This is a genomic window from Clostridiaceae bacterium HFYG-1003, from assembly GCA_024579835.1.
In the GTDB taxonomy this organism is placed as follows: domain Bacteria; phylum Bacillota; class Clostridia; order Clostridiales; family Clostridiaceae; genus JG1575.
In genome coordinates this window covers 1,928,374-1,952,275 of sequence record CP102060.1, presented here as the reverse complement: position 1 = coordinate 1,952,275, position 23,902 = coordinate 1,928,374, and the positions used below count along the sequence as shown (strand labels likewise).

Genomic DNA, 23,902 nt, shown 5'->3' with positions numbered 1-23,902 from the left:
CCACAAAAGCGGGGCAGGCGAAAGCTTCTTCGGTAAGACTGGAAGACAGACGAAAGCGATTCTGGGGTATAGCCAAGCGGTAAGGCACCAGACTTTGACTCTGGCATTTCGTTGGTTCGAATCCAGCTATCCCAGCCAAATTTTCCTTTGAAATTACTGGAGTGTGTTGTATAATAGCCTTATCACTGGTTCAGGCAGGTGTGGCGGAATTGGCAGACGCACTAGACTTAGGATCTAGCGCTTGACGGCGTGGGGGTTCGACTCCCTTCACCTGCACCAATGAAAAGAAAAAAATGGAATATGAGTATGCGGGAGTGGCTCAGTGGTAGAGCGTCACCTTGCCAAGGTGAACGTCGCGAGTTCGAATCTCGTCTTCCGCTCCGCGGGTGTAGTTCAATGGTAGAATCCCAGCCTTCCAAGCTGGTCGTGAGGGTTCGATTCCCTTCACCCGCTCCATTTTTTTTTAGCGTCACTAGCTCAGCCGGATAGAGCATCGCCCTTCTAAGGCGAGGGCCAGGAGTTCGAATCTCTTGTGACGCACCATCATGGTGGACGTAGTTCAGTTGGTAGAGCGCCAGATTGTGGTTCTGGTTGTCGTGGGTTCGAGTCCCATCGTCCACCCCATTTAATAATCAGGGAGAATTTCTCCACTTCAAAACAAGTTCCTTGCCGTATCTGACGGAAGACACTGCCATTCAGAAATGGATGGATCGATCCGTACATTTCGGAAGAATACTTATTGGGGTATGGCCAAGCGGTAAGGCTCTAGACTCTGACTCTAGCACTCGTTGGTTCGAATCCAGCTACCCCAGCCAATCTGATCCACTAGCTCAGTCGGTAGAGCACATGACTTTTAATCATGGTGTCCGGGGTTCGATTCCCCGGTGGATCACCATTTTCTTCTGGAAAGTTCGGGATTCGTTGCGGGGTGTAGCGCAGATGGGAGCGCGCGTGCTTTGGGAGCATGAGGTCGCAGGTTCAATCCCTGTCACCCCGACCAAATCACCGGTTCCGAGGTATCGGAGCTTTTTTTTTCAAAAGTCTTCCACCCAATGAAGCTGCGGTAAGTAATTTCACTAACAGGCACCATTAGTCCAGTGGATAGGACAAAGGTCTCCGAAGCCTTAGGCACTGGTTCGACTCCAGTATGGTGCACCAAATAAGCGGATCCCGTTCCGATGGAACGGGATCCTTTCCATTTTTTGACTTGATGATTCAATACCTGGATTCCCGGCGAATTATAACGGGGAATGCTGGAAATCGTTGATATCACTGGATTAGCAGCATAATTTCTCTTGATTTTGCCTCATAAACACGTTATAATTATAACGTGAGGTGGCGCATGAATATCATCGATGTCAAAAACAAGAAAAACGGAGTTATCTACGTCTACGAATCCATCGACTACTGGGACAAAGAGAAGAAACAGTCTCGAAGTAAGCGTGTTTGTATTGGCAAACGTGATGAACAGGGCAATCTGATCCCTTCCAAACGACTCACTCAACCTCCGGTCTCCACTGTGATTAAACCAGGGCCGACTCCATCTACTTCCACTCGGCATGGTTATTTTGGCGCTACGTATCTGTTTGATGCGATCGGGGAGCAGCTGGGCATCACACAAGACTTGAAGGTATGCTTTCCGCAGATTTATAAGAAGATCCTTTCCGTGGCCTACTATTTGATTTTGGAGGACCGCAACTCCCTTCTTCGTTTCCCGAAATGGGATAGGACCCATTTTCATCCACATGGGGCCTGCATCTCTTCCCAACGAAGCAGTGATCTGTTCTCGATGATTACGGAAGAAGCAAAAGAACGTTTCTTTCGCTTGCAGGGCAAGCGCCGGATGGAAAATGAATATTGGGCCTATGATACCACCAGCATTTCGTCCTATTCAGAGTCTCTCAAACAAGTCAAATATGGGATGAACAAGGATCATGATCCGCTTCCCCAGATTAACCTGGCGCTGCTCTTTGGAGAAGACTCAGGCTTGCCGTTCTACTACAGAAAGCTGGCCGGCAACATCAGCGATATCTCGACCCTGAAGAAATTGCTGGCCGACTTAAAGCAACTTGATTTTGGCAAAGTTAAACTGGTCATGGATCGTGGCTTTTACAGTGAAGCCAACATCAATGCCCTTTATCAGAACAACCTGAAATTCCTGATTGCCACCAAAGTATCCCTGAAGTTTGTGCGAAAAGAATTAGACAAAGTCAGAGACAGCATAAAAACAAGGACCAACTACAACTCAATCTATCAGTTATACAGCCATTCCACCGCCATTGAATGGAACTACTCTCAAACAAGACCCCGCAAAGGCGATGTCATCAAGGATACTCGCCGCATGTATCTGCACATCTATTACAGTAGCGAGAAGGCGTTGGAACATGAGAGCCGCTTCAATCTGATGCTGGATCAGTTGGAGGCTGAGCTTACGAGCGGAAATCGAAAACCAGAGAACGAGAAGCAGTACGCCAAATACTTTGAACTGTCAGATACCCCGGTACGTGGAATCAAGATCATTCCCAAACAGGATGCCATCACTCGAGCTGAAAAGGACTATGGCTTTTTCGCGCTGTTAAGTAACGACATCAAGGATCCCATCATAGCCTTGGAGATTTACCGTAACAAAGATCTGGTCGAGAAGGCGTTTGGGAATCTTAAAGAAAGGCTCAATCTGAGGCGAACTGCAGTCTCATCTGAAAGCTCGCTGGACGGAAAGCTGTTTGTCCAATTCATTGCCCTGATTTTTATGTCCCATTTGAAAAAGACGATGGCCGATAAGGGTCTATTCCAAAACTACACCATGCAGGAGCTACTAGACGAACTTGATGTCATAGAAGCATTTGAAAATCCAGGGAAGGCTCTCCAAGTAGGCGAAGTGACCAAGAAGCAGGAAGGCTTGTATACGAACTTGGGAGTAGACCCGCCATCCACGTTATAATTTTTCGGGAATTTAGGTCAATACGGCGAGTAAAAGCCGATCCGAGGAGGTAACTATGATTCGAGTGGCGCTGGTTCAGATGGATTCCACTGATGATATCGAGCAGAATCTGATGAAAGTAATAAAATATGTGAAACAGGCAGCACAGGGAGGTGCGGCGTTGGTTGCCTTTCCGGAGTTCATGAATTTTCTGCCGTTCCGCCGCGGTCACATCTACTATGAGTCGGAACACGGAAGAACGGAACAGCTGCTGATTCGCCTGGCCAGAGAGTATCACCTTGCGATTCATGCCGGATCTGTGCTCATTGACTCCGGTCTGCCCCGTCCCTATAATCAGGCATTTCTGGTGGATCCGGAGGGCGGGATCTCAGGACGATACTCGAAACTCCATCTGTTTCGGGGGATGTCACCCTCGGGGGAAACCTTTCGGGAAGATGAGCTGTATTCACCGGGGAATGAAATCGTGGTAACCAGCATTCTGGGGATTCCGGCAGGAACGGCAATCTGCTACGATTTTCGCTTTCCTGAATTGTTTCGTCTGATGGCTCGGGCCGGGGCCCAAATCATCTTTGTGCCCGGCAATTTTTCAATGCACACCGGCCGGTATTATCTGGAAGCAGCGCTGAAAACCAGGGCCATGGAAAATGGAGTCTTCATTGTGTCCGCCAATCAGACTGGAGTAAAGAAAAAAGCGGAAAGCTTCGGTCATTCCATGATCATTGATCCCAGTGGTCAGGTCGTGGCAGTCAAGGAGACCGGTGAAGGAGTCCTGTTTTATGATCTGGATCCTCAGGTGGTCCCTCGGCAGCAGCGCCTGCTGCCGCTGCTGGATACAGCCCGGGATGAAGTCTATGATGACTTCCGAAGCAGGCTGAAAAAATAGAAAATCAGTATATTTGCACGAATGGTTTGCCATTGCGGGCGGGTGCGCCTATTTGTAAACTGAGGTGATGCTATGCAGAAGAAATCATTGCAGTTCAGAGAGCGGCTGATTGTGGCGAATCATGGATTTGGCAACCATCCCGCGGCAATCGTAATTCATGAAACGGACAATCCAGCCCCTTCGGCAGGGGCGCTGAACCACAGCCTGTATTTCGGAACTCCCGGAGTGAAAGTCAGCTGTCATTATATTGTCGATGACGGGGAGATCATTCGGCTGCTGAGTCATGATAAGGCAGCCTGGCACTGTGGCCGTCCTCTTACCGGTTATGGCAACCACAATACAATCGGGATCGAAATATGTGTCAACGGAGGTTATTTCTCCGCCTGGTACCGGACCGCGCTTTTAACGGCCGCGCTGATGGACGAGCTGGGGATCGAGGTGCTGCTTCGTCACCGCGATGTTTCGGGGAAGTACTGTCCCAGACGCATGCTGGACCAGCCGCAACTATGGGAACGGTTCTGCCGGATTGTGGCTGGTCATAGAAAACACTGGGTACTGAAACAAAATGCCAGCTGGCAGAAACCAAAGCCGGCCAAGGACGAGACTGCGATCGGCATTGTCACAGCGGGGATATTGAATGTCCGAAGCGGCCGGGGGATGGAATTCCCGGTAATCGGCACTCTCTCCCGGGGCGAGCCGGTCCGACTTCTGAATCTGCTCAGGGACTGGTGGTCCATTGACTATGGCGTGAATGTCGGTTTCATCAACAAAAAGTATATCGTTCCGATCGGGCAGTTCTAAACTGCCCTTTTTTGTGTCTCTTTCATGAATATCTGTGAAATTCCATTGGATAACATTCCCTCTACTTTCAATCCACGTATAATAAGAAGAAAGGTAAAATGCCTTGAACCATACGACGGCGTCGTATCCTGGATCCTCCGGAAGGAGGAAGCGGCATTGCCGGAGTCCTGACTGGTGATCCGGCTAGTGCGGATCAGTCCGGAATGGCCGGCAAGTACAAAGAAAGGGAAAAAAGAGTCATGTCCAAAGCAGATGAACAGTATCTTGGAATTGTTCAGCAGGTCCTTGAAAAAGGATATTATGATCAGAATCGAACCGGAGTTGCCACATACAAACTGCCTCATCAGATCATGCAGTTTGACCTGGAGGAAGAATTCCCCATTTTGACAACCAAGTTCGTAGCCTTTAAAACAGCTGTGAAGGAGCTGCTGTGGATCTTTAAGGATCAGAGCAACTCCATTGCCCGACTTCATGAGCAAAATGTCCATATCTGGGATGAATGGACTCTTCCGGATCAAACCATAGGGACCTCCTATGGCTGGATTGTGAATAAATTCAAGTTAGTCGACAAGCTCCTGGATTCTCTCCGGAACAATCCCCAGGATCGCCGCATGATCATGAGCCTGTGGCAGAATGAATATCTGGAAGGCGGTGCACTCTATCCCTGTGCTTTCCTGACCATGTGGGACGTAACCGATGGCCGGCTGAATATGATGCTGGTTCAGCGTTCCGCAGACATGCCGCTGGGAGTGCCCTTCAACATGGCACAGTATGCGGTTCTTGCCTGTATGATGGCTCAGGTCTCCGGCCTGCGGCCGGGTCTGTTCACCCACGTCATCAACAATGCTCATGTTTATGAGAATCAGCTGGAAGGCATGCGGGAACAGCTGTCCCGTGCCGCGCACGCAAAAAAAGCCCCGAAATTATGGCTGAATCCGGAAATCACGAATTTCTACGATTTCAGCGAAGCGGACATTCGTCTGGAGGGGTATGAACACTTAGGTAAAATTGACATGGAGGTTTCAGTTTAATGTTATCAATTATTGTAGCTATTGCGGAAAACAACGTCATTGGGAAGGATGGCAAGCTGATCTGGCATATCCCCAGTGACTTGAAGCATTTCCGCGAGATCACTGATGGCTCCACGATCATCATGGGACGAAAAACCTTTGAGTCACTTCCCGGCGTTCTGCCCAACCGCAGACACGTCGTTCTGACCAGAAACAAGGATTTTCGTGTCGATCATCCGGAAGTTCTCGTGATCCACTCCCTGGAGGAAATTCAGCCGTACATTGATTCGGAAGAGGAAGCCTTCATCATCGGCGGCGGAGAGCTGTTCCGCCTGATGCTGCCTCATGCAACAAGACTTTATCTGACCTGGATCGGCAAGTCCTGGGATGGGGATACTTATTTCCCGGAAATTCCTTCGGACGAATTCATGCTGACCGAGGAATGGGAAGCGGTGGATGAGAAAACGGGGATCCAGCTGAATTTTGCCAACTACGACCGTGTGGAGAGTGACCTGGAGGAAAAAGAGTGGGAAGAAGAACTGGAAAACTCCCGAAACTAATAATTTTCGACCTGGATGGAACACTGCTCGATACAGAGCCCATCTCCATCAAGGCGTGGATACAGGCAGGACAGGAATACGGGGTCAGTCTGAAGGAAGAACAGTTTCATCCCTATATCGGGCGAAACGCTCAATCGATTCAGGACTTGTCCAAGGATCTGTTCGGGCCAGGATTTCCCTTTGAAGAAATCTATCAGCGGAAGAAAGCCATCTGCCAGGAACATTATACCCGGGGTATTCCTATGAAGCCCGGCGTGCAGGAGCTGCTGGGGGCATTGCGGGATCTGGAGATTCGAGCCTGTGTTGCCACCTCCTCCGCCAAAGTGCGCTCGGAGGGATTTCTGGAACGCAATGACCTGCTGAGATATTTTGAGTTTTTGATCTCCGGTGAGGAAGTGGTTCATTCAAAGCCCGATCCGGAAATCTTTAACCGCTGCCTGACCCGAGCCGGGGTCAAAGAGACTGAGGCGATGATTGTCGAAGATTCCAGAAATGGCATCATCGGAGCACGGAGAAGCGGTGCCCAAACGGTCCTGATCCCTGACCTAATCCGTCCGGATGAACAGATGAGGGAGCACGCCGATTTGATGTTTGATTCGTTGTTTGAGTTCAGGGATCATATCCTGACTTTGGCAGCGACAATGTGACATAAATAAAAAAAGAAAAGTTGAAGCCGGCAGGTCGGAAGGGACCGCCGAACGGACATTCCTGTCCTGACTTCAACTTTTCTTTTTTTTTATTGAAACCAGATGGCGCTTTCACGTTCGGCGGATTCTACAGAATCCGAGGCGTGAACGGAATTGTTGGGGAGTTCTTCGCCATAGAGTGCGCGAATTGTGCCGGGTTCCGCTTTTCGAGGGTCTGTCGCTCCGTTGATCCGACGGACTGTTTCGATTGCCCTTTCACCCTCAACCACCATGGCAACGATGTCGCCGGACAGGATCGAGTCAATCAGTCCCGGGTAGAAAGGTTTCTCCTCATGTTCGGCATAATGGGCTTTTGCCTGGTCGGGGTGGGGAGTCAGCTTTTCCAGCCGCTGCACCACCAGTCCATGGTTCTCATACATCGCGATGATAGCCCCGATGAGGTTGCGTCGGACCGCATCCGGTTTAATCAATACTAAACTCTTTTCCAAAAGTGAGAGCCTCCTTCATTTCTTTGCAGTAGTCTGTAAATATTCCCGTGACGTGGAGGTCTGACAATCGCTTGGCCAGATCCATGTCATTTATGGTATACACATTAACATAGATATCATTCTCCAGGAGGCTCTGAATGATTTCTTCACTTAATATTAATATGGAAGGGTGGACTCCGCTGGCTCCCAGGCTCTTTACGTAGCGGACCAGGTCGGGTAGGGAGCGATTGACCAGTGGCGCAGCCTTGATATCTTTTTTCAGACGAATCAGCCGACGAATGGAATTGTGATTGAATGTTGAATAAATAATCTCGAAATCATTCTCATATTCCTTTGTTTCAGCCAGGACGATTTCTTCCAGTCCGTTGTATTCTATAATTGAATTCTTCAGTTCGAGGTTCAGGGTTATGTTTCTCCCTGAGAGCCGGATCACTTCAAGAAGTTCCTTCAGAGTGAGGATGCGGCAAGGGCCGTAGGATCCTGGTCTGATCCGGGAAAAATCAAAATTCAGTAGCTCTTTGTAGGTGTAATTTTTAACATAGCCTTTGCCGTCAGAAGTCCGGTCAATCTTCTCATCGTGGATGATGACGGGAACACGATCCCGGGTCAGCTGAACATCACATTCTATTCCATCGCAGCCTGCTTCCAGGGCCTTTTCAAATGCAATCAGGGTATTTTCCGGATAATAGCGGGAGTAACCCCGGTGTGCATAAATTTTCATGGCTTCTCCTTTTATTAGGATTTTATTCATAATAACATATCACCCTACTGAGGCCAATCATTTTCAGGGTGTTGGATCAAATTTTCAATGTCGCCGGATCACTCCGTCTGTTACGGGATACCAGCTCCCTGAAAAGGTCCTAGTCTTCAATCGTGAATGGAATATTCGAGCACATTAAACGAGATGCTGGGGAATCCGGATAATCAAGTCAGATTTTAAGAAATGAAGAACAGACGGGAGTGATTGATCGTATATAATAGATTGGTATGAAATGGAGGAATCTCATGATTAAGGAATTTATACGTTATTATAAACCTCACAAAACATTGTTTTTTATTGATCTGGTCTGTGCTTTCCTGATTTCGGCCAGTGATCTGGTATTTCCCATGGTGACCCGCCGATTCATCAATGAGTTCATTCCGGATCAAAACCTGGCCATGATCGTTCGCTTTGGGGGATTCCTGGCTGTCCTTTATGCGGTTCGCTTTTTACTTGATTACATCGTTGGCTACTGGGGGCATGTCCTGGGTGTTCGGATGGAGTACGACATGCGCAAAGATATGTTCGGTCAGCTGCAGCGAATGTCCTTCTCTTATTATGACGATACCAAGACCGGCCAAATCATGTCCCGGCTGGTCAATGACCTGAACGAAATTTCAGAACTGGCTCATCACGGTCCGGAAGATCTGTTCATTTCGACCATCATGCTTCTGGGATCCTTTATCCTGCTCCTTGGGATCAATGTTCCTCTGACATTGATTGTATTTGCGGTCATTCCTTTTCTGATCTGGTTCACCATGTCATTCAATCGCCGTATGAGGCGCAGTTTCCAGGATTTGAGGGTTTCTCTGGGAGAAATCAACGCCAACCTGGAAGATGCCATCTCAGGGATACGGGTTGTCAAGTCCTTTACCAATGAGGAATTCGAGAAGGAACGATTTGACCAGGGAAACAACCAGTTTAAAATCCTCCGGGGCAAGAGCGTTCGCTATCTGGGAATCTTTGGCGGCGGAATCAATTTTTTCGCCAATCTTCTGAATCTGATGGCTTTGACATTCGGAGGATATTTTGTTTATCAGGGACAGATTACCATTGCGGATCTGGCTGCCTATATTCTGTTTATGGGATTGATGATCAGTCCCGTTCGTCGCCTGGCTCAATTTGCCGAGCTGTTCCAGCGCGGAATGGCCGGTTTCAAACGGTTCTCTGAAGTGATGGCTTTGGAACCGGAAATCAATGACAAACCGGAGGCTTCTGAACTGACCCAGGTCAGGGGTGATGTGGAATTTAAGAATGTCACCTTTAAATACAAGGATAATCAGGAACAGGTTCTGTCCAACATCAATCTCACCGTGAATGCCGGAGAGACGATCGCGCTGGTTGGCCCTTCGGGTGCCGGAAAAACCACCCTGTGTTCTCTAATTCCACGTTTTTACGAGATCGCTTCCGGAGAGATTCTGGTGGATGGGCAAAATATCCAGGATGTTACGCTTCAGTCCTTGCGCTCCAGCATTGGAATTGTACAGCAGGATGTCTTCCTGTTCTCTGGATCAATCTTTGAGAACATTGCTTACGGAAAATTGGGGGCGTCCCGGGAAGAAGTAATTCAGGCAGCCCGACTGGCGAATGCCCATGACTTTATTATGGAAACCCCCAATGGGTACGAGACGAATATCGGCGAGCGCGGAGTCAAACTCTCAGGCGGTCAGAAGCAACGTCTGTCCATTGCACGCATGTTCCTGAAAAATCCGGCGATTCTGATTCTGGATGAAGCGACTTCTTCCCTGGATAATCAGTCGGAGAGAATTATCCAGCAGTCCATCGAAGAACTTGCCAAGGGACGGACAACATTCATTATCGCCCATCGACTGGCTACCATCCGAAACGCCAGACGCATTGTGGTTCTTGTGCCCGGCGGTATCGCGGAAGAAGGAACACATCTTGAATTAATCGCTAAAAACGGAGTCTATGCCGATCTTTACCAGACGCAATTTTGATCAAGTGAACCGAATAAGTAAAAGCGCTTTCGACATCGTAAGCTGCATCAGCACCCGTGGATCGCTTCAGCAAGCAGTCATTTGCAGTTCAATTAGAAGCGGAATCTGGCATTGTTCAAGGCAAAGATCCAATAATCCGCTCGTTCCATGATCATAAAAACGCCTCTTTCCTATCAATAAGGAAAGAGGCGTTTTTTACAGTGCAACATTCAGATTCATAGTAAGACACCAGCCGAGAATAGCCATGAAAGAGCCTCCGGCCAGATCGAGTACCACATGCTGTTTGGTGGTCAGGGTAGCAGCGATGATCATAAGTAGTGATACCCAGATGAACACTTTACAGGCATCGGGCAATGTGGATGATTGAACTGCCAGAATGGTCATGGAGCAGGCGAGGACATGAATGGAGGGGAATCCATTGTAAGGATTATCCATTTTTCGGGTGAACCGTAGCAGGCGTTCGGCCAGGCTGTTGCCGGATACCTGTGTCAGCCGAGGAACCTCGTTCTGGAACAAGATAAAGATCATGAAGCTCGCCAGTGAAGATAAGGTATAGTATAGAACCGCAAGAAATCTGATATTGAAATCAGGGATTATAGTCGGATTAATTAAAGAACAAGCATCAAACCTCTTGACTGAAATCCAGCCAAATTGTTTGATGCTTGTTTTGTATTAATGGTAATATAGTATTTTACTGTAAACGAAAAGGCAGATGAGCCCCTACCACAGTTCGCATCTGCCTTCTACTCCCCCTGATAAGAACTAACTTCTCAGGGTACACCAATTCGGGGTGCGATATCATGATAACTATTTATCTTCCAAAAAGCAACCAATTTCCCCAAGAGGACCACCAAGCGGCCTACAACGAGCTCATCGACCAAATTCCATTCCACCAGCTTCGCTGCACCTGCGGTCGGTGCGGGGATCTGATCCGTCACGGCTCTTACACCCGGAAAATCAAGTTCTCGCTGGGCTATCAGCGCATTAAAATTTACCGGGTCATCTGTAAGTCCTGCGGCAGGATCCACGTTCTGACGCCTGATTGGCTCGTTCCTTATTCCTCGATCCTACTCAAAGACCAGGTCCGAATCCTTCAAGCCCATCTGGCCGGCGAGAGCATGGAGCCCATCATGGCGGAGCAGCCCGTCATTGACGAATCAGCCATTGGTTACATCATTCGCCAGTTTAAGCGGCATTGGCTGCCCCGTCTGACCGCTTTTCAGATCCCACTGGTCAAAATATCGTCCCAGCCTGCTTTCGCGCCTCTAGTCGACAGCTTATGCAGATTAAATGTACGCCCAATCTGCTGTTTTGCTGAACCCACACAACTTGCTTTTACGAGCCGTCTCATCGCCATTACCCTTGCTATGATCAGTAAAATCATCATAGGGAGATACCATAATGAACGATGACAAACGACAAAAAACCGCCTTGTTCCGCTATGGGATCCTGGCTCCGCTCCTGAGCGGGGTCGCCGAGGATGCCCTCAGCAATCAGGCGGTTTTTGAGACGCCGCAAACAAGATCTACACGACCCCCAATGGGGTCGACACCATCATCTCCGCCATCACACTGGAGAGGTGGTACTACAATTATCGCAAACACGGTTTTGATGGTCTGATGCCGAAAAAAGGAACAGGATGCAAGTACCTTTGCGAATATAATCGTTGTCTTGCTTGCACACACATCAAGGTGCTGTCGGAATTGACTTTCTGTGCTCATCCAGCAGCTGGCATGGCTTTTCATCCATGCAGATGACTGGAATGGATGGATTGAAAGGGCGAGTGTATACCGCCAGAACGTCATCCATGCAAGCGACAAACGCTGCACTTTGATATGGCGGAATGCACCAGCAGTTCTTCAGATGAGGTTGAAATTCGTTTTTTTTAAGATCCTACCCACGGACGTATGAGAAATTGTTGGAAAGATCTCTAACTTGACTGCTTCCTCTGCAACCAGACGTAAAGTCCACCGCTCAAACCCTGGAGGTGGATTACTGCAACAGATGGCAATGATTCTGGCTTCGATATCATCTGTAAGTTTTGGATCAATAGGTGGCTTTGTACGTTTCTTTCGATTGAGCGAAGCTTCTAGACCCTTAGTAGCATATGTTTTCCGAACTGTCTGGACGGTTTGCCGATGCACATGAAAGCGCTCTGCAATCACCGGAGAACTGGCTTTGTTTGGATTATTAATGTCTGCAGCCAAGAGGATATTAGCGTGGAGGATCCGTTTCGTGGTTGCCTTTCCTTTATTGACAATGTTTAGGAGTTTCACACGTTCTTTATCACTGAGGTCAACAACATACGATACCTTGGACATATTCTCCCCCCCCCTACATAAAGGATACCAAGATATGAGTTTATAGTATATATTTAAAGGTTACAACGTGCTTAGTCCAACGGATTATCGAGGTTAATAACCACTTCTGAATAACCTTAGAACCGAAGGGAAATTAAAATTCAAACAACTCAAACTTCTTGATTCCGGTAATGGACAAGTTGTTTTATTAATAAGTGAGCAATGTGCTTGGATAGGTTTCATAAAACATGAGTAAGCAGCAAATCTTCTAATGTGTATAAAAAATACATAGTAATTTAATGAATTTTGAATAATTTCACATAAACTGCTATAATCGATTCAAAGGAGGTTGAAAATGATTTTGTCAGCTGTTGGTTTCGGTGGCTATACTGCACTTGGTTTGGAAGGTGTTGCGCCGGAAGTTGACTTCAAATCAACAGTTCAGGAATATTTTAATGATGTAGAAAATATTTAAGTATGTTCAAACACCCTTGGAAGAATCAAATCTGTCTACAATATGGGATCGGTCATTGGAGTTAAAACAGTTCTTAAAAGGCAAGATTAAAATAATTCAACAGAGAAGATCTGCATTTAATTTAAATCCTCTACTTTTAGAATCAAAAGTAGAGTTCTATTCCTGTATTATTGATGGGCAAAATGCTGTCATTGATGCAGTCTTGACGGAAATTTATCAATATAGTTCAAGTGATATTGGTTCATATGAATCAACAAGGTTTAAATTTTATTTGACTAAAGAAGCGTTGATGGTGCAACCTCAAATCAGGGAAATGTATAGTGATGATCCTATTGGGGTTTTTAGAAGAAAAGGTGGAGATGTACAAAAACTTTTTGATGACGAAAAACGAAACATCTTATCTGAGAAGAAATTAGAGGAAGTTTTAGAAGAACCAATTGTTTTTATGCGCCCCTTGTCTGGGTCATTGTTATCGCTAGATCGAAACGAAATGGTTACTTATGCTCATAATAATGCTAACACAAGACCATCTCAGTGGGGTAATTTTGATGATAATGGTGGGGATTGCACTAATTTTGTATCACAGGTGATTTATGCCGGTTCTAATGGGGTGATGGATTCCAGTGGAGATCTTCAATGGTATTATAACAGCTATAACGATAGGGCAGCATCTTGGACAAGTGTTAGTAGTTTATTCAATTACTTAACTAGAAATACAGGGAGAGGACCTCAAGGTGAATTAGCAACTACCTCCATGATTTATTATGGAATGCAAGTGGGTGATATTATTCAAATTGATTTTAATTCAGATGGAACCTTTGCTCACAGCACCACGATCGTTAGATTTCAAGCTGGTTTTCCGACTGGCACATTAGTAGCGGCTCATACTTCAGATGCAGATAATAAATCAATCAATGACTATGTTGGATCAAAAAGATGGATACACCTTACAGGTTATGAGAGGTAAGTAATGAAAAATAAATCTATAGTTTCCTTAATAGGAATGATTATTTTGCTTAGTGTGGGCGTGGGCTGTAATAATAATTCAACTCCTGTCAAAACCCAACCTGTAAAAGAAAGCAGTCAAAGTGTACGTTCTCAACCTTTGGAATATGATAAGGAGAAAGTAGAAAATACGCTTATGGCTTATTTTGATTCATTAAATAAGGACAGATTGGACGAGTATAGGTCTGTTGTAAAAAAATCATATGAAATGCAACAAAAAGATTGGGATGCACTGCAACAATATTTAGTATGCATTAAAGATATAGAAATAAATTTTAATAAGGCAACATATTCAGATGGAACAATCAAGGTCCCTGTAAAGTTTACCCAAATAATGGAGGATAATTACATACCTTCCAATATTAATCCAGGGGAGAATAACGTTACCAGAGATTTTTTCTTGGAAATCGATTCTGAGGGTAATTATTACATTGCGGATTTCAGCTCTGTCTATTAAAGTTCAGCGAAAGCCGGTCAGAAACAGCGAGTCGCCATCGAGCTGTTTCTGGACAGTGAATCATTCAAAACCTGGCGGATGAGCCGACTGGATGCTTGTATCAGGATACTTCACGTCGAAACGAACGTATTGATGTCAATATAAGAACAATTCCTGTTATCTGCATGGATGAAAAGCCATCCCAGCTGCTGGATGAGGTCAGAAAGCCAATTCCAGCAGCACCTGGATTTGTGCGCAATCAAGACAACGAGTAAATTCGCAAGGCATTTGCACCCTGTTCCTTTTCGCAGAACCTGTAGGGGGGCTGACGGAGATGTGATGCATCAGTATGTCAGACCAAACCGATTTGGGCGGAACAGTTGAGATGATGAATCAAGAAGTGAAGTCTTGGACAACAAAGCGGAATCCTAATCAGAAATCAGTGGTCTGGTAACACAACATAACCGATGCGCCTAGCCCTATGTGTCAGAATAGTTGTCAGTAGGAATTCAACATAGTATAGTAAGCATACCTACTGAGAGGATAATGATAATGGTTTATAGCAAAGAGTTAAAAGATGCAATGGTTGCGAAAATGCTGCCTCCGAATAATCAATCAATCTCCAGGATTTCCAAACAAGAAGGGATCCCGCAAGCGACACTTCGAAAATGGAGAGATGGCGTCAGAGCAAACGGGCAGGCTGCCCCTGCTACTGATGCGCCTTCGGATGATTGGACCACAGAGGACAAGTTTCTGATCGTAGTTGAGACAGCAGGGATGACTGAAACTGATCTGGCGGAGTATTGCCGCAAGAAAGGCATTTACGCTGAGCAGATCGAACGGTGGAAAAACGCCTGCATGCAGGCCAATGGCGGGGTGGCGGAAGAAGCCAACCGTCTGAATAAAGCTTTGAGACAAAGGGACAAAGAGTTAAAACTCATGGAGAAAGAGCTTCTGCGCAAGGAAAAAGCCCTGGCAGAAACGGCGGCTCTGCTGATACTTCGAAAAAAAGCGAATGCGATTTGGGGAAACTTGACGGAAAACGAGGACGAATGATTAACGCCTCAGATCGCAGCAAAGCCATCCTGTTAATCGATGAACCTGTAACGAATGGAGCCAGAAAGCCAGTTGCCTGTAAGGAGATTGGTCTTACTGAACGCACCTATTATCGCTGGGTCGGCCTCTCCAAGACTACCGGTGACTATATTGACCGAAGACAAACGGCGAAGCGCTCTGAGTCGAGCAACAAGCTGTCAAAGGAAGAACGCACTGAAATCATTAAAGTAGTCAACAGTCCTGAATTCAAAAGCTCTTCGCCATGCGAAATTGTGCCTAATTTGGCGGATCGGGGGATCTATCTGGCATCTGAATCTTCGTTTTATCGAATACTCCGGGAAGAGAATATGCAGAACCATCGAGGCCGAGCCGCCCAAAGCAGCCCTCGCCAACTTTCCACCCACTGTGCAACCGCTCCCAATCAAGTTTGGATGTGGGACATAACTTATTTGAATGGCCCGGTTAAGGGCATGTTTTTCTACCTGTATTTGTTCTCTGATCTTTTCAGCAGAAAAATCGTGGCTTGGGAAGTATGGTCCAGCGAATCAGCAGAGCATGCCAGCCGGCTGGTGAAACGAGGTGTAGTTTCGGAGCGGATTGGACTAAACAAAGAACCCCTTGTCCTTCACTCAGACAACGGAAGTCCCATGAAAGGCGCAACCATGCTGGAAACTCTTTATCACTTGGGCATCACACCATCCAACAGCAGGCCACGGGTCAGCAACGATAATGCCTATGCCGAGAGCCTGTTCAAGACATTGAAATACAACTGCAATTACCAGCCGAAAGGCTTTCAAGACCTGGAGGAGGCACGGCAGTGGTGCAAAAAGTTTGTCAACTGGTACAATCACCAGCACCGACACAGTGGTATCAATTTTCTGACCACTAATCAAAGACACAGTGGTATTGGGGCACAGATTCTGGAACAGCGCAGAGTGGTCTATAAGGCGGCCAGAGCCAAGCATCCAGAACGCTGGTCCTCGGCAACAAGGGATTGGACTCTTCCAGATGAGGTCTGGCTGAATCCTGAGAAGTCAGCTTCTGACAAGAAAACCCTTGATGCTGAAATTATAGCTTCCTGATTTGAACAGTAACACCGGCCATCAGCTACGGATATGAAATGTTGGTCCTGCCATGGTGTCAAGGAATGGCCCTCAGAGAGGGCTCTTGACACCATGGCTCGGGATCAATATAAAATAGCCAGCCCGATGACGGTCAACTGTCGATGGCCTTTTCAGGGACGGAAGATTCGCCGATAATATTTCTAAGAATTACTGACAACTACCTTGACAGCCAGCGCTAGTAAGCTGAAGCATTTATACCCGGTTATTATTACAAATTAAGAGGTTACAAGTATTAGAAAGAAAAATATCCAAATCAGTGAGATCGCGGAATATGAATTCTTCAATGCGATGGTCTGACAAATCAGGACGTTCCATGATCAACAAAACGCCGCTTCCCGATCAATCAGGGAAGCGGCGTTTTTTACAGTGCAACATTCAGATTAATAGTGAGACACCAGCCGAGAATTGCCATGAAAGAGCCTCCGGCCAGATCCAGTACCACATGTTGTTTGGTGGTCAGGGTAGCAGCGATGATCATAAGTTGTGATACCCAGATGAACACTTTACAGGCATCGGGCAAGGTGGATGATTGAACTGCCAGAATGGTCATGGTGCAGGCGAGGACATGTATAGAGGGGAATCCATTGTAAGGATTATCCATTTTTCGGGTGAACCGTAGCAGTCGTTCGGCCAGGCTGTTGCCGGATACCTGTGTCAGCCGAGGAACCTCGTTCTGGAAAAAGATGAAGATCTTGAAGCTCGCCAGTGTAGATAAGGTATAGGCGGGAATCAGATGTGAAAAAACAGCTTTATCATAGATCGCGAGCAGTGCAAAGGTAAATAGCATGATGGGGTACCATAGATTATAGATATAAATGGTCCACGGGATCAGCGGGATTTTCTGATCAATTGGGAGGGTCAGGTGCAACAGAGGTCGTCCGAACCACTGACGATTGCATAGCGCATACAAAATGGAAAGCAGAATGACAATAGACAGCCAGCGAAGCTGGGGCCAATGTTCGATCATTGTTTGAATAAAGAATTGCATGTATCTTAACCTCCTGAGTCTCTTCTTATTGTACAGTCAAATCTGGGATATGGAGAGGATTTCAGCAAGAAGTCAAATGAACAGATCCGTGTGTGTCATGATATGAATTGATTAGTAATCATTAGATAATAGACGATTTCGGAGTCTGAATGGGGTAAAACGGTATATTGTTACAGGTTCGTCTGAAGCAAAGTGATATAATAAATTTTGCACTCCAAATGAGAGCGAACACTATCGAAAGGTTACTTAAAGATAACTTAAAGAAATGTGTTGACGAATCGAGTTTGAAGTGATAAAATTAAAAAGTTGCGTTAAGCGACTGAAACAAACTGTTCTTTGAAAATTAAACAGAATACAAGGTAAAACAAACCAGCAATTCATTTTGAGTAGTCAGACAAGACTAAAAAATCGACTAAAAGCTAGTTCAAACTTTTAACATGAGAGTTTGATCCTGGCTCAGGACGAACGCTGGCGGCGTGCCTAACACATGCAAGTCGAGCGAGGTGTATACACCTAGCGGCGGACGGGTGAGTAACACGTGGGTAACCTGCCTCAGAGAGGGGAATAGCCTTCCGAAAGGAAGATTAATACCGCATAATATACGCATTTAGCATTATGAGCGTATCAAAGGAGAAATCCGCTTTGAGATGGGCCCGCGGCGCATTAGCTAGTTGGAGAGGTAACGGCTCACCAAGGCGACGATGCGTAGCCGACCTGAGAGGGTGATCGGCCACATTGGAACTGAGACACGGTCCAGACTCCTACGGGAGGCAGCAGTGGGGAATATTGCACAATGGGGGAAACCCTGATGCAGCAACGCCGCGTGAATGATGAAGGCCTTCGGGTCGTAAAGTTCTTTGATTGGGGACGATAATGACGGTACCCAAAAAACAAGCCACGGCTAACTACGTGCCAGCAGCCGCGGTAATACGTAGGTGGCGAGCGTTGTCCGGATTTACTGGGCGTAAAGGATGCGTAGGTGGAAACTTAAGTGGGATGTGAAATCCCCGGGCTCAACCCGGGAACTGCATTCCAAACTGGGTTACTTGAGTGCAGGAGAGGAAAGCGGAATTCCTAGTGTAGCGGTGAAATGCGTAGATATTAGGAAGAACACCAGTGGCGAAGGCGGCTTTCTGGACTGTAACTGACACTGAGGCATGAAAGCGTGGGGAGCAAACAGGATTAGATACCCTGGTAGTCCACGCCGTAAACGATGGGTACTAGGTGTAGGGGGTATCAACTCCCCCTGTGCCGTCGTAAACACAGTAAGTACCCCGCCTGGGGAGTACGGTCGCAAGATTAAAACTCAAAGGAATTGACGGGGGCCCGCACAAGCAGCGGAGCATGTGGTTTAATTCGAGGCAACGCGAAGAACCTTACCTAGACTTGACATCTCCTGAATTACCCTTAATCGGGGAAGCCCTTCGGGGCAGGAAGACAGGTGGTGCATGGTTGTCGTCAGCTCGTGTCGTGAGATGTTGGGTTAAGTCCCGCAACGAGCGCAACCCCTATTGTCAGTTGCTACCATTCAGTTGAGCACTCTGGCAAGACTGCCCGGGTTAACCGGGAGGAAGGTGGGGATGATGTCAAATCATCATGCCCCTTACGTCTAGGGCTACACACGTGCTACAATGGCAGGTACAAAGAGACGCGATCCCGCGAGGAGGAGCAAATCTCATAAAACCTGCCCCAGTTCAGATTGCAGGCTGCAACTCGCCTGCATGAAGTCGGAGTTGCTAGTAATCGCGAATCAGCATGTCGCGGTGAATACGTTCCCGGGCCTTGTACACACCGCCCGTCACACCATGAGAGTTGGCAATACCCGAAGTCCGTGAGGTAACTATTTATAGAGCCAGCGGCCGAAGGTAGGGTCAGCGATTGGGGTGAAGTCGTAACAAGGTAGCCGTAGGAGAACCTGCGGCTGGATCACCTCCTTTCTAGGGAGTCACAGCCATGGCAACATGGATGAGATAAAAGGATATCCATTTCACGGATATCTCCCATAAAAGGATTACTGATTTGTACATCCAAGTATTCTGTTTAATCTTGAGAGAACAGCTGCAACACCAGCTAATGAGAATGACTTCTTGAAGGTGGGGCATTTTTTTCTTCTCAATTGTTCTTTGAAAACTGCATATATTCTTAAAACGTAAAGCAAAATTGTAGAAAAAACAATTTCGTTGAGAAGTTAGTCATTAACTGAAAAGTTATTGACAACAATTCAAAAACGTCAAGGGGAGCGAAAGCTCCAACCTTGAGCCAAAAATTAACTTGAAAAAAGATCAAGCTATAAAGGGCGCATGGTGAATGCCTTGGCATCAGGAGTCGAAGAAGGTCGCGATAAGCTGCGATAAGCTCAGGGTAGGCGCACATAGCCAGTGATCCTGAGATCACCGAATGGGGCAACCCGCCGAAAGGCATCCATAGAGGAATCCATACTCTATAGGAAGACACACCCGGAGAACTGAAACATCTAAGTACCCGGAGGAAGAGAAAGAAACATCGATTTTCTTAGTAGCGGCGAGCGAAAAGGAAAGAGCCCAAACCAGGGAGCTTGCTCTCTGGGGTTGCGGACACTCAAGAAAGGGAAGAGGCCCCTTAGCCGAAGCTGTTGGGAAACAGCGCCATAGAAGGTGACAGACCTGTAGGCGAAAAGGGAAGACGGACCGAGAGTGATCCAGAGTACCACCGGACACGTGAAACCCGGTGGGAAGCAGGGAGGACCACCTCCCAAGGCTAAATACTACCTGATGACCGATAGTGAAGCAGTACCGTGAGGGAAAGGTGAAAAGAACCCCGGAAGGGGAGTGAAATAGAATCTGAAACCGTGTGCCTACAACCGGTCAGAGCACCATAAGCGTGTGATGACGTGCTTTTTGTAGAACGAGCCAACGAGTTGTGATATGCAGCAAGGTTAAGCACTTCAGGTGCGCAGCCGAAGGGAAACCGAGTCTTAACAGGGCGTCTAGTTGCATGTTGCAGACCCGAAACCGGGTGACCTATCCATGGACAGGTTGAAGCGAGAGTAAAATCTCGTGGAGGACCGAACCACATTGGTGTTGAAAAACCATGGGATGAGCTGTGGATAGCGGAGAAATTCCAATCGAACTCGGAGATAGCTGGTTCTCCTCGAAATAGCTTTAGGGCTAGCGTTGGATGATGAGTCATGGAGGTAGAGCACTGAATGGGCTAGGGGGCATATCGCTTACCGAACCTTATCAAACTCCGAATGCCAAAGACTTTAATCCGGCAGTCAGACAGTGACAGATAAGTGCCATTGTCAAAAGGGAAAAAGCCCAGATCGTCAGCTAAGGTCCCCAAGTATAGGTTAAGTGGAAAAGGATGTGGGATTTCTAAGACAACTAGGATGTTGGCTTAGAAGCAGCCACTCATTAAAAGAGTGCGTAATAGCTCACTAGTCGAGAGATCCTGCGCCGAAGATGTCCGGGGCTAAAACCTATCACCGAAGCTACGGGTGTATATTTTAATATACGCGGTAGAGGAGCGTTCTTAACGGGGCGAAGCAGTACCGAAAGGAGCTGTGGACTGTTAAGAAGTGAGAATGTTGGCATAAGTAGCGAGATGCGGGTGAGAATCCCGCAGGTCGAAAATCTAAGGTTTCCTGAGGAAGGTTCGTCCGCTCAGGGTTAGTCGGGGCCTAAGCCGAGGCTGAGAAGCGTAGGTGATGGACAATCTGTTGATATTCAGATACCGGCATGAAGCGTTAACACGATGGGGTGACGCAGGAGGATAGGGTAACAGGCGGTTGGAAGAGCCTGTCGAAGTATTCGAGGGAGTCAGAGGAGGCAAATCCCTTCTGGCATATTCTGAGATACGAAAATACCCGAGTTCACGCTGCCAAGAAAAGCCTCTAAGGAGCGACATGCTGCCCGTACCGCAAACCGACACAGGTAGATGAGGAGAGAATCCTAAGACCATCGGAAGAATTGTTGTTAAGGAACTCGGCAAATTAACCCCGTAAGTTCGCGAGAAGGGGTGCCATGGCGACATGGCCGCAGTGAAATGGCCCAAGCAACTGTTTAACAAAAACACAGGTCTCTGCAAAAGCGCAAGCTGAAGTATAGGGGCTGACGCCTGCCCGGTGCTGGAAGGTTAAGGGGAATGCTTAGCGCAAGCGAAGGTATGAACTTAAGCCCCAGTAAACGGCGGCCGTAACTATAACGGTCCTAAGGTAGCGAAATTCCTTGTCAGGTAAGTTCTGACCCGCACGAATGGCGTAATGACTTGGGCACTGTCTCAACAACAAATCCGGCGAAATTGTAGTGCCAGTGAAGATGCTGGCTACCCGCGATTGGACGGAAAGACCCCGTAGAGCTTTACTGTAGCTTAGCATTGAGTTTCGATATTTACTGTACAGGATAGGTGGGAGACGAAGAACCATGGTCGTCAGGTCATGGGGAGTCACCGTTGGGATACCACCCTGTAGATATTGGGATTCTAACCGGAGACCAGGAAACGGGTCACGGGACATTGCTAGGTGGGCAGTTTGACTGGGGCGGTCGCCTCCTAAAAAGTAACGGAGGCGCCCAAAGGTTCCCTCAGGACGGTCGGAAATCGTCCATAGAGTGTAAAGGCAGAAGGGAGCCTGACTGCGACACCTACAAGTGGAGCAGGGACGAAAGTCGGGCTTAGTGATCCGGTGGTACCTCGTGGGAGGGCCATCGCTCAACGGATAAAAGCTACCTCGGGGATAACAGGCTGATCTCCCCCAAGAGTTCACATCGACGGGGAGGTTTGGCACCTCGATGTCGGCTCGTCACATCCTGGGGCTGAAGTAGGTCCCAAGGGTTGGGCTGTTCGCCCATTAAAGTGGCACGCGAGCTGGGTTCAGAACGTCGTGAGACAGTTCGGTCCCTATCCGTCGCGGGCGTAGGAAATTTGAAGGGAGCTGACCTTAGTACGAGAGGACCGGGTTGGACCAATCACTGGTGTACCAGTTGTCGCGCCAGCGGCATGGCTGGGTAGCTATATTGGGACGGGATAAACGCTGAAAGCATCTAAGCGTGAAGCCCACCCTGAGACAAGATTTCCCATGGAGTAATCCAGTAAGATCCCTTGAAGAACACAAGGTAGATAGGTGAGGGGTGTAAGTGCAGCAATGCATGCAGCTGACTCATACTAATCGATCGAGGGCTTGATCTTAAACAAGTTAAAAATGATGAATTACGTTTGAAGAACTATATGCAGTCTTGAGGGAACAATAAAAACCTCAAACCAATCCGGTGTTTATGACTGTAAGGGCTACACCCGTTCCCATCCCGAACACGATGGTTAAGCCTTACGGTGCTGATGATACTGCACGGGAAGCTGTGTGGAAAAGTAGGTTGACGCCGGTTTTGAAAAAAGCACTCTGAGTTATCAGAGTGCTTTTTTATGTTGTAGAAAATTATACTTTTGTGGAACAAGCTTAACCCGCTTATTATAATGGTTTTATGAATTACTTAGCAGGTGATTATATGGGTAAGATTAAGCAGATTTTCGAGGAACACTGGGATCAGTTCGTTGCTGAGCACCCCGAAATGATTCGCATATCAGTCCACAAAGAAGTGGAACGGATGTTGAATTGCGGCAATTTTGAAAACGGATGGACTGTATACACTTGTCCACAATGTTCAGGAATCCATTAGTGCCATGGAGTTCATCCAACGGTTAATCATTCATATTCCGGATACTCACTTTAAGATGATTCGAAACTATGGAATCTACTCGAGAAACAACTTGAGAGCCAGACGAATCGAACGCAGACTGATATCCAAAGAAAAATACGCAAGATTAAAGAAAATGAAAACATGGCAGTTTCGTATGATGCTCGAATATGATAAAAATCCATTGAAATGCGAATGTGGTGCACTCATGAAAAAGAGTGATATAGTGGTACCTGAGAAAAGAAGAAATCAGGAAAGGTACAGGTGGGAAGGACGAAATGCCGGTTAGCAAGAAACGAAAGAAGAAAACACAAGGTGCGAATCACAGAAAGCAGGCGAGCAATCAACCGATCGTCCGGTATATATGCACTAGTTGTGGGGCAGTGGAAGAAATTCCATTAAGTGTTGTTAAAACATTTGATGAAATGGACCAAAGCAATATTAACGAACCCCCGCAATTTGACTGCGAGTCCTGTGGCGGGCTGATGCGCCCCGAGAAATATACAAGCAAATTCGGGAAAGTATTTCAATATAAGAGGGGCTCTGATTAATACCAGAGCCTGAATAAACACGCGAGGTACGACAGGCGGCGTTAGCCGCTTTGTTGGTTTAAACTTTTTCATCTACTTTTGCTTTTCTTTCAGAATATAATGGGTTATGGAAAACACTGCAGGCATTCTGAAAATCTGAATCTTTCTATTGCTATAGACCAGGATCTCAAAAACCAGGTTTGATCCCCTGGTTGTCGAAACGTGAGACGTTGACTGATTTCAGACGTTGACAGATGATGCTGTTGGCAGCTGA

18 protein-coding genes, 10 tRNA genes and 3 rRNA genes are annotated in these 23,902 nt (G+C 47.1%); 26 read left to right on the top strand and 5 right to left on the bottom strand.

What is annotated here, in order from left to right:
* Positions 1–62: 62 nt before the first annotated feature.
* The 16 genes from NQU17_08800 (at position 63) to NQU17_08725 (ending at position 6,842) form a co-directional block, all read left to right on the top strand.
* A tRNA-Gln gene (locus NQU17_08800) sits at positions 63–138 on the top strand.
* Between the two features lie 56 nt (positions 139–194).
* A tRNA-Leu gene (locus NQU17_08795) sits at positions 195–279 on the top strand.
* 29 nt (positions 280–308) lie between these two features.
* A tRNA-Gly gene (locus tag NQU17_08790) sits at positions 309–380 on the top strand.
* Between the two features lie 2 nt (positions 381–382).
* Positions 383–456, top strand: a tRNA-Gly gene (locus NQU17_08785).
* 10 nt (positions 457–466) lie between these two features.
* Positions 467–543 (top strand) — tRNA-Arg (locus NQU17_08780).
* 5 nt (positions 544–548) lie between these two features.
* Positions 549–624, top strand: a tRNA-His gene (locus NQU17_08775).
* A gap of 116 nt (positions 625–740) precedes the next feature.
* Positions 741–815: transfer RNA gene (locus NQU17_08770), tRNA-Gln, on the top strand.
* 4 nt (positions 816–819) lie between these two features.
* Positions 820–895 (top strand) — tRNA-Lys (locus NQU17_08765).
* Between the two features lie 29 nt (positions 896–924).
* Positions 925–1,000 (top strand) — tRNA-Pro (locus tag NQU17_08760).
* Between the two features lie 83 nt (positions 1,001–1,083).
* A tRNA-Arg gene (locus NQU17_08755) sits at positions 1,084–1,158 on the top strand.
* Positions 1,159–1,342: 184 nt separating this feature from the next.
* On the top strand, positions 1,343–2,941 hold the full coding sequence (locus NQU17_08750; protein ID UUM10767.1) for an IS1634 family transposase: 1,599 nt from the start codon (positions 1,343–1,345) through the stop codon (positions 2,939–2,941).
* Positions 2,942–2,996: 55 nt separating this feature from the next.
* On the top strand, positions 2,997–3,824 hold the full coding sequence (locus NQU17_08745; GenBank protein ID UUM10766.1) for a carbon-nitrogen hydrolase family protein: 828 nt from the start codon (positions 2,997–2,999) through the stop codon (positions 3,822–3,824).
* Between the two features lie 72 nt (positions 3,825–3,896).
* On the top strand, positions 3,897–4,625 hold the full coding sequence (locus NQU17_08740) for an N-acetylmuramoyl-L-alanine amidase (protein ID UUM10765.1): 729 nt from the start codon (positions 3,897–3,899) through the stop codon (positions 4,623–4,625).
* A 239-nt stretch (positions 4,626–4,864) separates the two neighbouring features.
* Positions 4,865–5,656: a thymidylate synthase gene (locus tag NQU17_08735; GenBank protein UUM10764.1), complete on the top strand. Its 792-nt coding sequence runs from the start codon at positions 4,865–4,867 to the stop codon at positions 5,654–5,656.
* A complete protein-coding gene (locus tag NQU17_08730; GenBank protein UUM10763.1) occupies positions 5,656–6,195 on the top strand; it encodes a dihydrofolate reductase in 540 nt (179 codons plus the stop codon). Before NQU17_08735 ends, NQU17_08730 begins: the two co-directional genes overlap by 1 nt.
* Positions 6,162–6,842: an HAD family phosphatase gene (locus NQU17_08725; GenBank protein ID UUM10762.1), complete on the top strand. Its 681-nt coding sequence runs from the start codon at positions 6,162–6,164 to the stop codon at positions 6,840–6,842. The genes NQU17_08730 and NQU17_08725 overlap by 34 nt, the downstream gene beginning before the upstream one ends.
* 89 nt (positions 6,843–6,931) lie before the next feature.
* Here NQU17_08725 and ndk read toward each other — a convergent pair whose 3' ends face one another.
* Positions 6,932–7,330 carry a nucleoside-diphosphate kinase gene (ndk, locus tag NQU17_08720; protein UUM10761.1) on the bottom strand — a complete coding sequence of 133 codons (399 nt, stop codon included), beginning with the start codon at positions 7,328–7,330 and terminating at the stop codon, positions 6,932–6,934.
* On the bottom strand, positions 7,305–8,051 hold the full coding sequence (locus tag NQU17_08715; GenBank protein UUM10760.1) for a glycerophosphodiester phosphodiesterase: 747 nt from the start codon (positions 8,049–8,051) through the stop codon (positions 7,305–7,307). The genes ndk and NQU17_08715 overlap by 26 nt, the downstream gene beginning before the upstream one ends.
* Before the next feature lie 284 nt (positions 8,052–8,335).
* Between NQU17_08715 and NQU17_08710 the strand changes: the two genes are divergently transcribed.
* Positions 8,336–10,048, top strand: a complete 1,713-nt coding sequence (locus NQU17_08710; protein ID UUM10759.1) for an ABC transporter ATP-binding protein/permease — start codon at positions 8,336–8,338, stop codon at positions 10,046–10,048.
* 195 nt (positions 10,049–10,243) lie between these two features.
* On the opposite strand, the gene NQU17_08705 is transcribed toward NQU17_08710, so the two are convergent.
* Positions 10,244–10,627: a phosphatase PAP2 family protein gene (locus NQU17_08705; protein ID UUM13489.1), complete on the bottom strand. Its 384-nt coding sequence runs from the start codon at positions 10,625–10,627 to the stop codon at positions 10,244–10,246.
* Positions 10,628–10,848: 221 nt separating this feature from the next.
* On the opposite strand from NQU17_08705, the gene NQU17_08700 reads away from it, so the two are divergent.
* Positions 10,849–11,460 (top strand): DUF6431 domain-containing protein, encoded by a 612-nt coding sequence (locus tag NQU17_08700; protein ID UUM10758.1) that lies wholly within the window; start codon positions 10,849–10,851, stop codon positions 11,458–11,460.
* 447 nt (positions 11,461–11,907) lie between these two features.
* On the opposite strand, the gene NQU17_08695 is transcribed toward NQU17_08700, so the two are convergent.
* The gene (locus NQU17_08695) at positions 11,908–12,369 is read right to left on the bottom strand and encodes a helix-turn-helix domain-containing protein (GenBank protein UUM10757.1); all 462 of its coding nucleotides are present in this window, start codon (positions 12,367–12,369) and stop codon (positions 11,908–11,910) included.
* Between the two features lie 509 nt (positions 12,370–12,878).
* Between NQU17_08695 and NQU17_08690 the strand changes: the two genes are divergently transcribed.
* The 4 genes from NQU17_08690 to NQU17_08675 all read left to right on the top strand — a co-directional run bounded on the left by NQU17_08690 (position 12,879) and on the right by NQU17_08675 (position 16,402).
* On the top strand, positions 12,879–13,790 hold the full coding sequence (locus tag NQU17_08690; protein UUM10756.1) for an amidase domain-containing protein: 912 nt from the start codon (positions 12,879–12,881) through the stop codon (positions 13,788–13,790).
* 3 nt (positions 13,791–13,793) lie between these two features.
* Entirely contained in the window at positions 13,794–14,285 is a 492-nt protein-coding gene (locus tag NQU17_08685) for a hypothetical protein (GenBank protein ID UUM10755.1), read from the top strand.
* Between the two features lie 531 nt (positions 14,286–14,816).
* Positions 14,817–15,320: a transposase gene (locus tag NQU17_08680; protein UUM10754.1), complete on the top strand. Its 504-nt coding sequence runs from the start codon at positions 14,817–14,819 to the stop codon at positions 15,318–15,320.
* Entirely contained in the window at positions 15,317–16,402 is a 1,086-nt protein-coding gene (locus NQU17_08675) for an IS3 family transposase (protein ID UUM10753.1), read from the top strand. Before NQU17_08680 ends, NQU17_08675 begins: the two co-directional genes overlap by 4 nt.
* Before the next feature lie 403 nt (positions 16,403–16,805).
* On the opposite strand, the gene NQU17_08670 is transcribed toward NQU17_08675, so the two are convergent.
* Positions 16,806–17,432, bottom strand: coding sequence for a phosphatase PAP2 family protein (locus NQU17_08670; GenBank protein UUM10752.1), 627 nt, complete (start codon positions 17,430–17,432; stop codon positions 16,806–16,808).
* A gap of 433 nt (positions 17,433–17,865) precedes the next feature.
* Between NQU17_08670 and NQU17_08665 the strand changes: the two genes are divergently transcribed.
* The 4 genes from NQU17_08665 (at position 17,866) to NQU17_08650 (ending at position 23,387) form a co-directional block, all read left to right on the top strand.
* A 16S ribosomal RNA gene (locus NQU17_08665) occupies positions 17,866–19,369 on the top strand.
* Between the two features lie 343 nt (positions 19,370–19,712).
* Positions 19,713–22,595, top strand: a 23S ribosomal RNA gene (locus tag NQU17_08660).
* Positions 22,596–22,671: 76 nt separating this feature from the next.
* A 5S ribosomal RNA gene (rrf, locus tag NQU17_08655) occupies positions 22,672–22,789 on the top strand.
* The 16S, 23S and 5S rRNA genes sit together here, the layout of an rRNA operon.
* Positions 22,790–23,027: 238 nt before the next feature.
* Positions 23,028–23,387, top strand: coding sequence for a transposase (locus NQU17_08650; protein UUM10751.1), 360 nt, complete (start codon positions 23,028–23,030; stop codon positions 23,385–23,387).
* Positions 23,388–23,902 lie beyond the last annotated feature (515 nt).